The organism is Bacillus sp. PSXD-155 (assembly GCF_049310765.1).
In the GTDB taxonomy this organism is placed as follows: domain Bacteria; phylum Bacillota; class Bacilli; order Bacillales; family Bacillaceae_G; genus Bacillus_A; species Bacillus_A cereus.
In genome coordinates, this window is the sequence record NZ_JBMOWC010000026.1 from 28,299 (window position 1) to 41,659 (window position 13,361).

Here is a 13,361-nt window from a genome sequence, read left to right on the forward strand (position 1 = left end):
ACTCCCCCCTTTCTAACTAGGAAGTTTTTTATTCCTGATCGTCTTCAAACTGAAACTCTGCAATCAGCTTATTTGCATGGTCGATACATTCCTCTTTGGACCAAACTTCCATAGTCTCATTTTCTTCCCCATCCGACGTAGATTCCGTAAGTCCAAAAGCTTGCAAATAGTCCTGAAAAGTTGTTCCTTCTTCTAATTGCCTTGTTTGAAATCCGATAAAGGCCATCTTTTTCCATTCATTTAATTCTTCTTGCTGCTCTTCCTGACTAATAAAAGAAAATAAGTCCATTAAACGAGAATACGGTATGGATAAGACATAATCATCTGTCCATCCATACCGTTTTTGGACTTTATCAAAAGCCCTTAGCATATTTTGCTCTGTTTCTTCTATGTATTTATTAGAGTCATTTTCTACATTTCTTGTTTGTTCCACTTGAGACTTTGAGATTTGATTAGACCCTTGACCTGATTGAAAAAAGACATTAAATCTTCACTTTCTAATAATCCTTCAATAACTGCAACCATAGCTTCTGGTGGTAACTGATCGAATTCTTCACGCTTAATCTGTAATAGACTAGAGAAAAATTCCGAAAACTCATCTTCACATTCCGGAATCATAGACAATAATTGAAAGACAAACTCTAAACCCTTTTCTTTTTTTTGTTTTTCAATTTCATTTAACTGTTCTTGTTGCTCTTCATTCATTTGGGCCAATTGAATTTTTTCATCAATTTCATTCTTTTCTTTCCCAAACTCCATAAAATCAGTCATTGCATGACGACCAACTTTAGAAATAATCTTAGTAAAACGCCAAACATCTTTTACATTTAAACGTCTCATCTTCATCTTCTGACCTGAAATTGTAATTTCTGTACTATTATGCATCATTTTTTCTAGCATTGTTGTCATATTCAATATCTCCTTTTATAACCTAAAAATAAAACCTACAACTTATTTACTTGTTGTAGGTAATTTAGGTGCTTTTTTCTTTGGTAAATAAATTTCATAAGGGGGTGTATTAGGCGAACTTTCACTATAATGACCAATAAATTTGCATTTAAGTCCTACAGTTCCTTTACCATCTTTTAAATCAATTTCTACAGAAGAAACTACCATTGCATTTCGGATAACAAAAATAACCGGAATATCACTTCCTGAAACTACACCTACTATTGCAATATCACTATAACTTGCGTCTTTAATTTCATTGGTTGGTTTTACAATGTTATAATCGTTATCCGTCGTACTATCTACATCTACGCCTGGTAGAGCTAACTCTAAATTTTCTTTTGTAAATTCTACAAGTGTAACCTCCATATGTGGTTCATCTTTTAATAGCCATTTTCCGCGAACTAGTTTTCCTAAAACACCATCAATATCAGCATCATAGTATTCTCTAGTAAACCCCACTTTACAGCCACCTGTAGTAGCTCCTAACATCTCACCTAGGTCTTTAACACTTTTAAAACCTTTATACATTACACCCGGTCCAATAACAAAATTATCAGTTGTACCCTCACGTACACCATTAATAAGCTTCCAACTCATTTTTTTCCCTCCTTAATATAATTCCATTCTTCCTACCCGTACAAGAAACTTAATACTAATATGAATAATTGATGGATCTTCATCTGGAACTGTAATACTGCCTGCTCGATGAATCGTAATAATACCAGAATCTCTTAACAATCCCGCTTCTCTGTCTAACAAATGTTCTATTCGCCTTGAAATTACATCCGCTTTTTCATAATCACCTTGGCCACAATATATATCAAAAGTGAGGATCATACGATCAATTACCTCTATATCATCCGGATTATTAGATTCAATTCTCATTACCACATAAGGCATTTTCATATCATTTTGTGCAGTTTGAAATGTTAGAGCGGGCTCTCCTTCATATTTCGATAGATTACTTTGCACAATTGTATCTTTCTCAATAATATTTCTAATTGTTGCAATCGCTTTTGTCGTCATTGTTCTCCTCCCAATGTCCTTTTTAATTCCCCACGCTCTTTTTCAAACGTTTTTAAGAAAAAAGGTCGGGCTTCTACAGTACTTGTACCATTTTCGACATACACCGCTCTTTTTAATTGACTTCCAATCGTACCTACTACTTCGTTATCTGTAATATGTAAGCCATATTTAATAGAATCTTGTAATTCTCCCGTTCTAGAAGCAAATGTCTCTCCTGGTTTTGAAGCAATATATGTGCGACTTGATCGTGGAATTTTATACTTCACACCATTGTGACTACCTGATACTGTTTGTTTCATTTCTCGTTGCAGTTGATTGCAAGCACTTATAATTCTTTCTACCATCATTTTATTAAGTTGTTCTTTAACCTGTTCTACATTACGTGTAACCATGAATTCCGATGTATTCGTCATTTTATTCCAACAACTCACAATACAATTCAATATGGTGATTTAAAAATGATGGATTTCTTGGTTCTCCTCTTACCTCAAATACATAATCATGAAAATAAATTACATCATTTGTATGGATGTTATGTTCTGCAGAAGTATAAATTTTAAAATTCGGCTCAAAATTTTGTTTATTTCTTTTTAACCTTTCATTATCTACTGCTGTGTGTGTCGTTACCCGACACTTCATTCTTTCATAAATAATGACAGGCTCTTCTTTAAAATTTCCTGCCGGCTGTTTTACCTTTTGATTCCTTTTCACAGTTACTTCATGTATATATAATTCTTCCATATCTAATGCTCACAGCCTATTCTTTCATTCATAATGCTATTAAAGGGTTTCTACTTCGGTATTTTTTTAATACTTTTAAAATCTTTTTATTAACAGTTTCTTCATCTAGCGATTCAATATTTATTTCATATGAATAATCTCCGATATTTGCTGATTTTTTCATATTTTCATATTGTAGATTTGTTCGAATTACCGCATAACACGTCATATCGATGATGCATTTTTTCATTAAAGTCAAAAGCCCATCATAATCTTGTATGGTATACTCAAATTCATATAATTGATTCTCACTTAAACCATATACAGTGCAACCATCAGAAAAAACTGAACTGGTAACTTCTTCTCCAGAACCAATATGGATTACCTTGATCAAATTTTCTGCTCGAAAAGAAAGCCAAGCCAATTTACTTGTTCTAACTTTCTCTTTCATTGGGTTACTTGGCATACTTCTCAAATAGTTTTTAGTAATCAATTCATATTGACTAATGAGCTCCTGGATTACCGTATCGGGCATTCGTTGAACATTTACCCTGTTCTTTATGTCCTGTACAGTAATTTCCATCCTTCCACCTCTTTTACTTCTCTTTCTTTTTAACCTCTATACTATCTATTAACTTAAAATGTCCTGTACTTAGTAAATAGTTTGCTTTCTCATTTGCAACCTTTTCCTTTACTCCGTTAAAAAAAGTATAGCCATATGCAGTATATGTACCGCCTAATTTTAATTCTATAATCTTCATATGCAAATTACCTTACTTAATTTCCAAATTTATCAGGTATATTAGTAAGAATTGCTACTGCGTCCATTTCTTGAATAACTGCATCATCATCCAAATGAATAACATAGAATCGCTTATCTTCCATAACAGCAGATTTACCTTCTACAGTCTTACGAACTCGCGTGTCATACGTATTTACCGCAATAAAGTTTTTAGGATCTGCAAAAATAATTACATCATCTTGAAGAGAAGGAACTGTAACAATCTCATACCCTAACGGCTTATTAACTTGATCCCCTGTACCTAATAACGCAGCATCACCTAAGCCAGTTGAACGAGTTGTTAAATATTCAATCCACTTCTCTCTACGAGCAGGTGACATAATCCACTTTAAACCTTCATTTTTATATTTATTAGGCATCGCCTTAGATAAATTAAAGATTGAGTCTTTACTAAATCCGGCGCTAGCTTCAGCATCTCCCGTTCCCGTCACTAATTTAAAATGATCGACAATATGAGATTTACTTGATTGTTTAATTTGTTTTAACCAGCCATCATTAATTTGAAGAAATGGATCTTCTGAAGTTACATCCCCATTCCAATGAAGATCTTCAAGGTCAATACCTAACTGAGTTGACATTAATGTCATAACAGTATCTTCATATCCTTCACCTTCGATATTTTCTCGAAGTAGCTCCTCCGTAATCTCCCATGGTAAACGAATAGAAACTGTATCATATTCAACTTTCGACGTTTCTACACCCGCTCGATAGCCATCATCACTATTTTCCATTTTCCTACGTAAAATTCGACCACCGATTGCAATTTTATCTAATTCACCTTTTTTCGCTTTACGAATCTCTTTGCGATGCAATTGAGAAAATGGAGTTGCATCAAATACCATTCGGAAAAATTCTTTACTTTGTTCCGGATATAATAGCCCCGCTTTCATTCCTCCTGTTGTCATTGTACTCTTTTCAATTCGTTCAATACGTGCTAATAATTCTTTATTATTCATAGATTCATTTCTCCTTATCTTTATAGATCTAATCCTACCCATTTATTTACTGGTTTTCTCATCTCGTTTGTTGGTTTGGCATCAGCTCCAAGACTTTTACGAACTTGTGCTGATCGCTCAATTACTTCAAGTCTCTTTGAAATGGGGTCTATTACCTTCTGAATAAATTCACTTGTCTTTTTAGATTCTCTGTCATTTTCTAATTCATTAGTATCATGAGTTGATTCAAGTTCTTTATTTAACTGTTCTTCCAACTCCTGTAATCTCTCAAGAAAAGGACCCATTTCTCTCTTTACAATGTCTGCAATCTCATCTGAATTTTGATCTGCGTTTTTTTGTAACTTATTTTCTTTAATTTGGTTCATCAAAGAAATCATTTCATCAAATTTTTTATCATTTTTCTTATATAAGATTTTGCCTACTTCATTTATGGAATTAATAGTAATATCTTCCGGCGAGAAATCTGTATCACCACCCTTCATTGTATTTAAAATGTCCTTCATTTCATCTAAGGTGGAAACCATCTGCTTAATATCTACATTTCCCTCCCAAATCCCAACATAAAATACATCTTCAAACAAATTAAATACCTTTTGCATCTTAGAGTTTTGTTTACTATTTAATGACTGATTATCCATCTCCTGAGTTTGTTCCTCGTCATAATGTGACTTAAAAAAATTAAACATCTTACGAATTACACCTTTCTCATCTTGTGTAAACTCATCCATTTGTGGCATCTCCATTCTTTCTCCAACCCCTCCCATCGAAAAGCCTGTGATTTTCCCTTTTTTGATCTCTTTCCATGTTTCACTATCGTCTACTCGAACAGTCATAAGCCATGTTCCTTTTTTAATATTTTGTTTCCCAACAATCGTATTATTTTTAGAAATCCAGCTTTCTACTACTGTTCCTTTTCCCGCCAACTCGTCATGGTTTTTATCTATGTATCTATATTTCTCTAAAAAATTATAAGCCGCTCTTTCAATTTCTTCAGCCGTCATGATATCACCATGTGCATCTTCTATATTTGGTTCATAAACAACCCCTGTTACAAGTTGTTTTTCATCTTCCCTCTTTAAAATAGGGACATTTTTCAAAACGTTAGAGCCATTCATGTTCATACCCTTCATAATTGCAAATGGCCTACCATTAGCCCCTTTTGTTACTAATGAAACATAACTAATTTCTACATTTTTCAATTCATTTGGCATAATATATTCCTACTTTCTAGCAAGACTACTAAATCGAATTTGAATCTTCATTTAAAAATTTATCTCCTTCTAGAACTGGTTCGTATCCGATGACTTTTCGGCATTCATTTCTTGTTAATATACTCTTTTCGTATCCATCTATTGCATATTGCATATCACTTGCTCGATCATCTGTATCAATTTCATTCAATTGAAACTGCCAGTCCAATTCCCCTAATGTTCCTGTAAACTCTTTAAATAATTGTGTATTTAATCGATGTTCTAAAATTTGTTGACCTGGTTCAATAATTGATCTTTTATACATTTCATTCATTTCTTTTGCTGTCGTCTGCCCAAGTGATCCTGTCATAGCCCAACCAATTCTATATGGTGGCACTCGATGAGCTACACAAATTTCCATAGCATTATCTTGGCGATATAAACGAAAGCTCGCTTCTTTGACATCAGGCCCTAATTTCTCTAAGCGAGCTTTTGCTCCTTCAGGAACAGGAACAACTGCTAACTTATGATGTTCTCCTTTGGTTTCGACAGAGAAAAATGTTTTTAATTCTCTTTCAACTGAATCATCTATTTCATCAACACCCTCAACAAACAAAACAGCATCTGGAATTGTTTTACCAGTGAAATAATTAATATTGTAATCTCTTACAGCTTGTGATCCTACAATGGAACCAATAGAACTCACATAATCGGGAATACCATAGTATGATGATCTAGAACCAAATTTACGAATTACAATAACTTCACCAGCTTTTTCTTCAGTGTCTAATAACGAGTTTTCATCTAAGCTATCACTAATCATTTCTCCATCTACTAACTTAAAATCATATGGATAACTAAATCTTTTAAACCATCTCTCCTCATTATTTACAATCTGTGCAAATCGAATCTTATCTTTATGCGCACGTACCGTATGTGCTGGAATATGGTGAAGCTGCGTTGGTTCCCCTTTTAAATTACGAACAACCTCTATAATTCCCCAACCTACAGTTTCATAATCCTCCCAAACTGCCCTAAGTATTTCGCTACTTGTCATTTCATTGTTGCAATACCTCATAAAACGCTTTAATTCTTTATATTGTTCTTGATTTGCCTCTGTCACTTCATCTAGCGGTGCAAAATCAAATCCCATACCAGCAATATCATTTACTTTTGCACTAATACATGCCGAGTGAATAGGGTTACTTTCTCTCAAATTTAATAATACTTGCATATCATATGGAGGCTTTACTAGTTCTTTATCACCGTACACTTGTGCAAATGGATCAATTGCCATTTGTTTACTTTGAAGTTCCTCATTACGTAAAGTCATCTCACGATTTTGTAATTTAAGTACTTTCACATTCTTAATTGCTTTCTTCTCAACCATAAAATTTATGCCTCCTTTCATATACAAATCATTTATTCAATGTTTTTCATAAATACTTTACCAATATAAAAAAGCTGAACATTACATGTTCAGCTAAACCCTTTTTATTTTTCCACCCATTATTTTTTTTTGCTTAGTAAAAAAGTATTCTAAGGCTTGTGACGTTGTATCTACTTGATCATTATGCTTACCAGATGGGAAAGAAGCTAATTCATCTACATAATCATATACCCAAGATTGTATTTTAGGATTAGGTATATATACATTTCCAGATTGAAATTCAGGGGATATTGCCTCAGCACGTGTTTCTTTTGAACCCTGTGGATTTATAGGGATAATTCCACTTATTTCATTCTTCAATGAACTAATAATGGCAGGGCCATTTGCTTTTTTTTCAACTAATTTCGGAATGGACTTTTTAAAACCAGAATTCCGAAGGATCGACTCATATTTATGATGAAAAACAACAAATGCTTTCTTTGTTTCTAGGAAATTCATTTGCGCCCTCACTTGATCAATTAAATATTTGTCTCCATCTATTTTTCCCCAAATCTGTCCAACTACAAATGAACTTTTATTTGTAGTATTATCAAAAGCCATATCCCAGGAAGTAATAATTTGATCAAATTGTTCCCAATTTGGTAACACATCATAATATTGAAACCAGTTCCTTTTAAAAATATTCCCTATATCACTTGATGGTTTTTGTTGCCATAAAGATAACCAAGAGCGTGCAGAGGAAAACTTCTTTTTATCTTCATAATAATTTTGGCCATAGTGTTCAACCCATAAGCCTCTTCCTATTTCTCTGTTCAATGGATCATCCCTTGACTCTGCTATAGCAGGAATTGATAACACAGTCCATTTCTCCTGCTCTTTCTCTAACAATCTACCAGCTAAATCGTCCTCATGCCATCGCGTCAAAATTAGAATTACCTTTGCACCTTTTTGCAAACGTGTAGATAAAGTGTCTTCCCATTCATCCCATAGTCTATTTCGGTATGTAATTGATTCGGCCTCTTGGCGATTTTTAATAGGGTCATCAATAATTAATAAATCTGCTCCTTCCCCTGTAATCGAACCACCAACTCCTACAGACAACATTCCACCAGAGTGGTTATGTAGTGCCCAATCTGTTACTGAACCTTGCCGCTCATCAATTCTAATGTTAAATATTTCTTTACCAAACTCTTCAATCTTAGCACGATTTCTTCTACCAAACTTTTCAGCTAAACTTGATGCATAAGATACCTCTATAACTCTCTTATTTGGATACTTTCCTAAATACCAACTTGGCAATGTTTCTGTTATAGACTGTGATTTTGAATGCCTAGGTGGCATAAACACCATTAATCTATTAGTCGATAATTTCTCTTCAATTAAATCTTGGCAAATCTTTGTTATTAATTTTGTGTGTTTTGCATGTTTATAGAATCCCTTATGTGTATACTGAACATAGAAAGGGGTAGTTCACTTTTGCCAATTCCTTAAATGTATTTTCATCTATTAACTTATGCACATTCATCCGTGTCATGATTGTAATTCCCCTCCTTGAACTTTCTCAAATAATTTCATAGCTAAATCAAGCATTTCCTCATCACACCCAATTTTCATGGCCATTTTATTATGCTCTACTTTCATTTCTCCTGAATGATTTACGTTTGCTTGCAATTGATCTTTTCTTCCCCATTTAGTTGGGAATTTTCTTTCTAATCTCCATGCTGCGGCTTTCCAATTAGATTTTGCATGCTCCCCAATTGTCTCAACGTCTCTAGCTTCACTAAATGCTAATGCCTGATCAATTTCCATGACTAACTTCACATAAATCTTATCTTTTCTCGGTACTACTTCACCTGTCTTTTCACTCGTTTCAATTGCTCTACGCCCTTGTTTTAACCAAACATAAACTATACTTCTACTAATTCCAACTAACGCACATGCGGTTTCAATATAATTCCCTACTCTAATATATTGGGTCAACCTATTTATCAGCTCATCATTCAATTTCATTGGTCGCGCCACTAGCATTCCCTCCCGTTTTAACTCATCATTTGTACTTCTTTTTCTAAACACTCAATACATATTGTTGTTATATTGTCGTCAACTACCTCACGAATTAACATTTGTTCACAATACTGAATTGTGATTGGAAATTTCAAAACCCACAAACATTTTTCAAGACAAATTGAACATATTGGCATTGTATCTATATCTTGTTCTAACATCTAATCGCATCCTTCTGTAGTTTTTCATGTACTACTGCCTATTTTGTAGTAAATAAAAAGATGCCGTCACTTTTAAAATCTCTCATTTAATTTATAGATATCCTTTGGATCACTCTTTCTTTTTGCTAGTATCCATTCTTCATTTTTTATATTTCATTTAAACTTATTTTATTACTCTCTATTTATAGGTGGCACTATGGTGACAAGAATGTATTTGTAAATGAAAAAAAGCCTTAACTACTTTCGCAGAAAAGACTTTTTCTTACTTGTTTAGCAATTTTTATTTCAGATCTATATAGAATCGTTTTAATTGTGCTTCTTGAAACATTCAAATATTTAGCAATTTTCTCTTGTGTAATGCCTCTTCCTCTTGACATGATATATATTTCTCTTTCATATTTTGTCAAAGTAGAGAGCGCATCTTCTAGTTTTATTCTTTCCCATTCTGAAATGACACTTTCTTTGTTTTCATCATCCCATTCATATGTTGTATCAGTACTACGAAAATACCTTTGCATTAACAAGGAATCATATGATTTTTCTCGTTGGTAAGCAGCTCTACGTTCTATTCCCCGACGATTCCCCGGCATCTTTGCATTCTTCATCCACTCCAAAGCATATGTGACATCACTAATCATACTTGTTAATATTTTAATCTCTTCTTCTTTTGCACTTATTTTAGCACTCTCTAGCTTACATAACGTTTCTTTATATTGGATAATTAAATCTCGCATATACCATTCCCACCCTTATAACAAAGCAAAATTGTTAAAAATAGAGACCATCTAAATCTACATTTAATTTCCATTTATTTTTTCTCATCAAAAACTAAAATTATTTTTAAAAAATCTTCCTTAATACTATTTATCATTGCTACTTTGTACTTATATGATATATGTATATAACGATTCATTTTTATCTCTTTTTCATCATTTTTTTACATAAAAATAACCACCTGTTTGTTTACACAGGTGGTTATAATCCATATTAAAAACTTATTTATGATTAATAATCTTAACACTCCTCAACCTCAATCCCTAATGCATATGCATAGTTGTAAAAAGCAGTATTTCTTTTTCTATAATAATCTCCCTCGGATAAATTCAACTCTTTCATAACCTCATATCTATTAACTCGATTCTTTAACAAATATTTTTGAATAATTATTCTATCACTTTCAATATCTAGCTTTTCTAACCCTTTGTTCATCGCAATAATATAATTGACCCGCTCTTCTTTCGCATTTTCTTTTAATATATTTTCTTTCGAGAGTACCGTTTCATTAAGATAATTACACTTCATAAATAATCTGTATTTCTTTATAGCTTTCAGTACATTTTCTTTAGTAGCTTCTTTATTTAATACTGGTAATTCTATATTTAACATGTTAAGCCCCTTTCTTATCATTTATCCTTAATCATAATTTGAATTTCACATATCAAAATCATTACAATGATTTGCTATTAAGGCTTATATCCCTCATGTATTATTTCATACATTGTATTGCTAACATTTATTTTCTTATCCTTATAATTTTTGATTAATTTTATTAACTCATCACTATTTAATTCGTACAATTGTTTATCCTCATATTTGTAAATTCCATTTTCAATAAGTTGATTAATTAAAAATAACTTCATCTTGCTGCACCACCATATCTTCAACGAAAAATTGAATCTCTATATCTTTTGAATTATAATAACAAATTGCGCCCCCATTAATCGGAACACATCCTACTACAATTTGAGATTCACTTCCACTTTTTACAATAGCCACTTTATACAATTTATTATCTCTTTCAACTACATCACCAAGTCTAAACTCATTTATTTTACGCCCTTTAATAGCGAATAATTTTGCCCGTTCAAATAATAATTTTTCACTTTTTTCAGCTTTCCTAATTTTTAATTTCGTACTCTTTTCAAAATGACCATAATTATTAGAGAACTCCTCTCCATTAATCCAGAACCAACTACCATGCTTTATTTCTTTTTCATTTTCTTTACAATATTCAGCGATGAATTTTTCACTTTTTTCATTTTCAATATACAATAGTTCTCCTTTTCGAATTGTTTCTCTACAATCTATAAATTCATTCTCAAAAAAGAAATTAATTTGTTGATAGCTTTCTTTTTTACCTAAATAATCAGCAATCACTCTTTCACCTTCTATCTTCCAACACATCGGTGTCTCTTGTACTGTTGTAATCCAATTTGTTTTCATTCGTTTAATTGCTTCAAATCCTTTATATGTTCTCATTTTCAAGATGCCTCCATTTAATTATTTAAAACATATAGAATAAACTTAAAAACTGCTTTCAATGTACATATGTGGAATTTCTGATTAAATGCTCTTTCCATTCCTCATATTCTTTCTTAACTTCCGAATCACTTCACTTACTCGCTAATTAAAAGAACCAATTCATACAGTACAAATTTCTTGAACAATATGTTTTCATCTGCATCTATATTTCCTACACATTATATATTCTTTTCCTAAAAAGGTAATTTTCTCTTACGCTTATCTCTTGTTTTTTTAAATTCTATGTGTCGATATGTATTAAACATACGAGATGTAACTCTTTCATCGTACGCTTTTATAATTGCCTCACCAGTTAAATTCGTTGTGATAATTGTTTTTTTCCCTTGTCGTCCATCAAATAGTTTAAATAACACACGATTTACAAATGCTGTTGCTTTTAAATCATTAATATCCATATCCCCTAGCTCTGCTCCTAGATCATCGATGACTAATAAGTCCATAGAAATTAGCATATTTGTTATGCTATGCTCTGTTTCACAAGATTGCGTATTAAATGTCGAACGTATGTAATCAAAGAGTTCTGAACTTGTAACATACATAACTTTATCCGAACTTTGTTCATTCATTTCATGCGCTATAGAGTAAGCAATATGACTTTTTCCGGCTCCAACTTTCCCCACAAGAATCAAATTAAATCGAATATCATTTAAATAGTCTGTAAGAGCCTTTTTAGCTAAAATTAAATTCTTTTCATCCTCTTCACATTCTGATATAAATGTCGAAAATCTAGCTAATTTAATAGTTTCATCTTTAATAAGACTATGATCGTAAAATATACTTTTACGTTTTCTTTCCTCTTTCTCATAACGAAAAACATTCATTTCTTTTTCTAACCTTCTATTTTCTTCTTCTAAACGACATACTGGACAAATCGTTTCACCCTGAATCTCCATCAATCTTACCATTCGCTTCCTCTCCTGATTACATATCACACATGTTTCAGAAAGGAAGTTCATTTTCTTCGAAAGACTTTGTACTATATCTGTTACCTTTGTTAAAGCCATTTGATTTCACCATCTTTCTCTGCTGCAAATATCCCTCAAATTTAGTTCCAAATAAGGTTTCTGGTCTTAAATATTTTGCCTGTTCTGTATAAAGCCATTCTTTCGCCTTCGTCTCAATAACTTCTTTGAATTCATTTATATTAAATCCCTCTTGTAGTCTAGATTTAATTAACATTTGTGTCTTTTTAGTTGAAATACGATAACTTGTATTACATACACTGTTGAGATAATTAATTATCTCTACTATATCTTTTTGAGTGGTATTCTCTGAGTTAATCTTTTGTGTAGTCTCTGGTATTGGTTGAGACATATTATCATTTTCCATCATGACAATATGTTCTTTTCGTTGAGACAATTTGTCACAATCGTTATCTATTTCTAATTCAACTAGTCTGTCATAATTTATTGAATACCATTTTGTTTTATCAAACTTTAATTTGTTATAGTTACCACTTATCAATAAATTAAACTCTTCTAGATTTTTAACAATACGTTTCAACGTTCTTTCATTCCAAAACGGGAATTGTTTATGCCAATTTGAAATGCTATTATAGACCCAATAACGATCATCATAATAATGTTTCGAGCGCTTGAGCCAATAATGTATTTGTTGAAGAAAAATTGCCTCGTTCAATCCAATCTTACTTGCTAATCGAGGTAATACTAATAATGGCTCATCCTGTATTAGCAAACTACTCATTTTATCTTCCTCCAGATTTTTTCTTAAAATCAATATATTAAGCTTCTTAAATATTAAAGGTTTTATTCTCCAAAA

Annotated in this window: 20 protein-coding genes; all 20 read right to left on the bottom strand. The window is 32.2% G+C overall.

Going from position 1 to position 13,361, the window contains the following annotated elements:
• Positions 1–28 precede the first annotated feature (28 nt).
• Positions 29–433, bottom strand: a complete 405-nt coding sequence (locus tag ACO6VI_RS22735; RefSeq protein ID WP_000438521.1) for a hypothetical protein — start codon at positions 431–433, stop codon at positions 29–31.
• Positions 412–909: a hypothetical protein gene (locus tag ACO6VI_RS22740; protein ID WP_000210326.1), complete on the bottom strand. Its 498-nt coding sequence runs from the start codon at positions 907–909 to the stop codon at positions 412–414. Before ACO6VI_RS22740 ends, ACO6VI_RS22735 begins: the two co-directional genes overlap by 22 nt.
• Before the next feature lie 42 nt (positions 910–951).
• On the bottom strand, positions 952–1,548 hold the full coding sequence (locus ACO6VI_RS22745; protein ID WP_000118565.1) for a hypothetical protein: 597 nt from the start codon (positions 1,546–1,548) through the stop codon (positions 952–954).
• Positions 1,549–1,560: 12 nt separating this feature from the next.
• Positions 1,561–1,977, bottom strand: coding sequence for a hypothetical protein (locus tag ACO6VI_RS22750; RefSeq protein ID WP_000208342.1), 417 nt, complete (start codon positions 1,975–1,977; stop codon positions 1,561–1,563).
• Complete coding sequence (locus ACO6VI_RS22755) at positions 1,974–2,390, bottom strand: HK97-gp10 family putative phage morphogenesis protein (protein WP_002153798.1); 417 nt, start codon at positions 2,388–2,390, stop codon at positions 1,974–1,976. The genes ACO6VI_RS22750 and ACO6VI_RS22755 overlap by 4 nt, the downstream gene beginning before the upstream one ends.
• 1 nt (position 2,391) lies before the next feature.
• Complete coding sequence (locus ACO6VI_RS22760; protein ID WP_000392019.1) at positions 2,392–2,718, bottom strand: hypothetical protein; 327 nt, start codon at positions 2,716–2,718, stop codon at positions 2,392–2,394.
• A 28-nt stretch (positions 2,719–2,746) separates the two neighbouring features.
• Positions 2,747–3,280 (bottom strand): hypothetical protein, encoded by a 534-nt coding sequence (locus ACO6VI_RS22765; protein ID WP_098630053.1) that lies wholly within the window; start codon positions 3,278–3,280, stop codon positions 2,747–2,749.
• A 13-nt stretch (positions 3,281–3,293) separates the two neighbouring features.
• Entirely contained in the window at positions 3,294–3,458 is a 165-nt protein-coding gene (locus ACO6VI_RS22770; protein ID WP_000691127.1) for a YqbF domain-containing protein, read from the bottom strand.
• 16 nt (positions 3,459–3,474) lie between these two features.
• Complete coding sequence (locus tag ACO6VI_RS22775; protein ID WP_001060157.1) at positions 3,475–4,455, bottom strand: phage major capsid protein; 981 nt, start codon at positions 4,453–4,455, stop codon at positions 3,475–3,477.
• Between the two features lie 20 nt (positions 4,456–4,475).
• Positions 4,476–5,666: an XkdF-like putative serine protease domain-containing protein gene (locus tag ACO6VI_RS22780; RefSeq protein ID WP_422424150.1), complete on the bottom strand. Its 1,191-nt coding sequence runs from the start codon at positions 5,664–5,666 to the stop codon at positions 4,476–4,478.
• A gap of 28 nt (positions 5,667–5,694) precedes the next feature.
• The gene (locus ACO6VI_RS22785; protein WP_422424152.1) at positions 5,695–7,035 is read right to left on the bottom strand and encodes a phage portal protein; all 1,341 of its coding nucleotides are present in this window, start codon (positions 7,033–7,035) and stop codon (positions 5,695–5,697) included.
• 93 nt (positions 7,036–7,128) lie between these two features.
• The gene (gene terL, locus ACO6VI_RS22790; RefSeq protein ID WP_002094259.1) at positions 7,129–8,376 is read right to left on the bottom strand and encodes a phage terminase large subunit; all 1,248 of its coding nucleotides are present in this window, start codon (positions 8,374–8,376) and stop codon (positions 7,129–7,131) included.
• A gap of 189 nt (positions 8,377–8,565) precedes the next feature.
• Entirely contained in the window at positions 8,566–9,057 is a 492-nt protein-coding gene (locus ACO6VI_RS22795) for a hypothetical protein (RefSeq protein ID WP_000113637.1), read from the bottom strand.
• Between the two features lie 17 nt (positions 9,058–9,074).
• Complete coding sequence (locus ACO6VI_RS22800) at positions 9,075–9,260, bottom strand: hypothetical protein (protein ID WP_000892960.1); 186 nt, start codon at positions 9,258–9,260, stop codon at positions 9,075–9,077.
• Positions 9,261–9,493: 233 nt separating this feature from the next.
• Positions 9,494–9,994, bottom strand: a complete 501-nt coding sequence (locus tag ACO6VI_RS22805; protein WP_001205173.1) for a sigma-70 family RNA polymerase sigma factor — start codon at positions 9,992–9,994, stop codon at positions 9,494–9,496.
• Between the two features lie 280 nt (positions 9,995–10,274).
• Positions 10,275–10,646 carry a hypothetical protein gene (locus tag ACO6VI_RS22810; protein WP_000931950.1) on the bottom strand — a complete coding sequence of 124 codons (372 nt, stop codon included), beginning with the start codon at positions 10,644–10,646 and terminating at the stop codon, positions 10,275–10,277.
• A 77-nt stretch (positions 10,647–10,723) separates the two neighbouring features.
• Entirely contained in the window at positions 10,724–10,900 is a 177-nt protein-coding gene (locus ACO6VI_RS22815; protein ID WP_016513552.1) for a Fur-regulated basic protein FbpA, read from the bottom strand.
• Positions 10,881–11,519, bottom strand: coding sequence for a hypothetical protein (locus ACO6VI_RS22820; RefSeq protein WP_001261479.1), 639 nt, complete (start codon positions 11,517–11,519; stop codon positions 10,881–10,883). The genes ACO6VI_RS22815 and ACO6VI_RS22820 overlap by 20 nt, the downstream gene beginning before the upstream one ends.
• 236 nt (positions 11,520–11,755) lie before the next feature.
• Positions 11,756–12,538, bottom strand: coding sequence for an ATP-binding protein (locus ACO6VI_RS22825; RefSeq protein ID WP_025117877.1), 783 nt, complete (start codon positions 12,536–12,538; stop codon positions 11,756–11,758).
• Positions 12,522–13,286 (bottom strand): conserved phage C-terminal domain-containing protein, encoded by a 765-nt coding sequence (locus tag ACO6VI_RS22830; protein WP_098818638.1) that lies wholly within the window; start codon positions 13,284–13,286, stop codon positions 12,522–12,524. Before ACO6VI_RS22830 ends, ACO6VI_RS22825 begins: the two co-directional genes overlap by 17 nt.
• Positions 13,287–13,361: the final 75 nt, after the last annotated feature.

Coding starts and splice junctions, on each gene's coding strand:
- ACO6VI_RS22755 (WP_002153798.1), bottom strand. CDS start 2,390: ATGACGAATACATCGGAATTCATGGTTACACGTAATGTAGAACAGGTT.
- ACO6VI_RS22785 (WP_422424152.1), bottom strand. CDS start 7,035: ATGGTTGAGAAGAAAGCAATTAAGAATGTGAAAGTACTTAAATTACAA.
- ACO6VI_RS22800 (WP_000892960.1), bottom strand. CDS start 9,260: ATGTTAGAACAAGATATAGATACAATGCCAATATGTTCAATTTGTCTT.
- ACO6VI_RS22810 (WP_000931950.1), bottom strand. CDS start 10,646: ATGTTAAATATAGAATTACCAGTATTAAATAAAGAAGCTACTAAAGAA.
- ACO6VI_RS22780 (WP_422424150.1), bottom strand. CDS start 5,666: ATGCCAAATGAATTGAAAAATGTAGAAATTAGTTATGTTTCATTAGTA.
- ACO6VI_RS22775 (WP_001060157.1), bottom strand. CDS start 4,455: ATGAATAATAAAGAATTATTAGCACGTATTGAACGAATTGAAAAGAGT.
- ACO6VI_RS22830 (WP_098818638.1), bottom strand. CDS start 13,286: ATGAGTAGTTTGCTAATACAGGATGAGCCATTATTAGTATTACCTCGA.
- ACO6VI_RS22760 (WP_000392019.1), bottom strand. CDS start 2,718: ATGGAAGAATTATATATACATGAAGTAACTGTGAAAAGGAATCAAAAG.
- ACO6VI_RS22815 (WP_016513552.1), bottom strand. CDS start 10,900: ATGAAGTTATTTTTAATTAATCAACTTATTGAAAATGGAATTTACAAA.
- ACO6VI_RS22820 (WP_001261479.1), bottom strand. CDS start 11,519: ATGAGAACATATAAAGGATTTGAAGCAATTAAACGAATGAAAACAAAT.
- ACO6VI_RS22745 (WP_000118565.1), bottom strand. CDS start 1,548: ATGAGTTGGAAGCTTATTAATGGTGTACGTGAGGGTACAACTGATAAT.
- ACO6VI_RS22750 (WP_000208342.1), bottom strand. CDS start 1,977: ATGACGACAAAAGCGATTGCAACAATTAGAAATATTATTGAGAAAGAT.
- ACO6VI_RS22805 (WP_001205173.1), bottom strand. CDS start 9,994: ATGCGAGATTTAATTATCCAATATAAAGAAACGTTATGTAAGCTAGAG.
- terL (WP_002094259.1), bottom strand. CDS start 8,376: ATGCCACCTAGGCATTCAAAATCACAGTCTATAACAGAAACATTGCCA.
- ACO6VI_RS22770 (WP_000691127.1), bottom strand. CDS start 3,458: ATGAAGATTATAGAATTAAAATTAGGCGGTACATATACTGCATATGGC.
- ACO6VI_RS22825 (WP_025117877.1), bottom strand. CDS start 12,538: ATGAACTTCCTTTCTGAAACATGTGTGATATGTAATCAGGAGAGGAAG.
- ACO6VI_RS22740 (WP_000210326.1), bottom strand. CDS start 909: ATGACAACAATGCTAGAAAAAATGATGCATAATAGTACAGAAATTACA.
- ACO6VI_RS22765 (WP_098630053.1), bottom strand. CDS start 3,280: ATGGAAATTACTGTACAGGACATAAAGAACAGGGTAAATGTTCAACGA.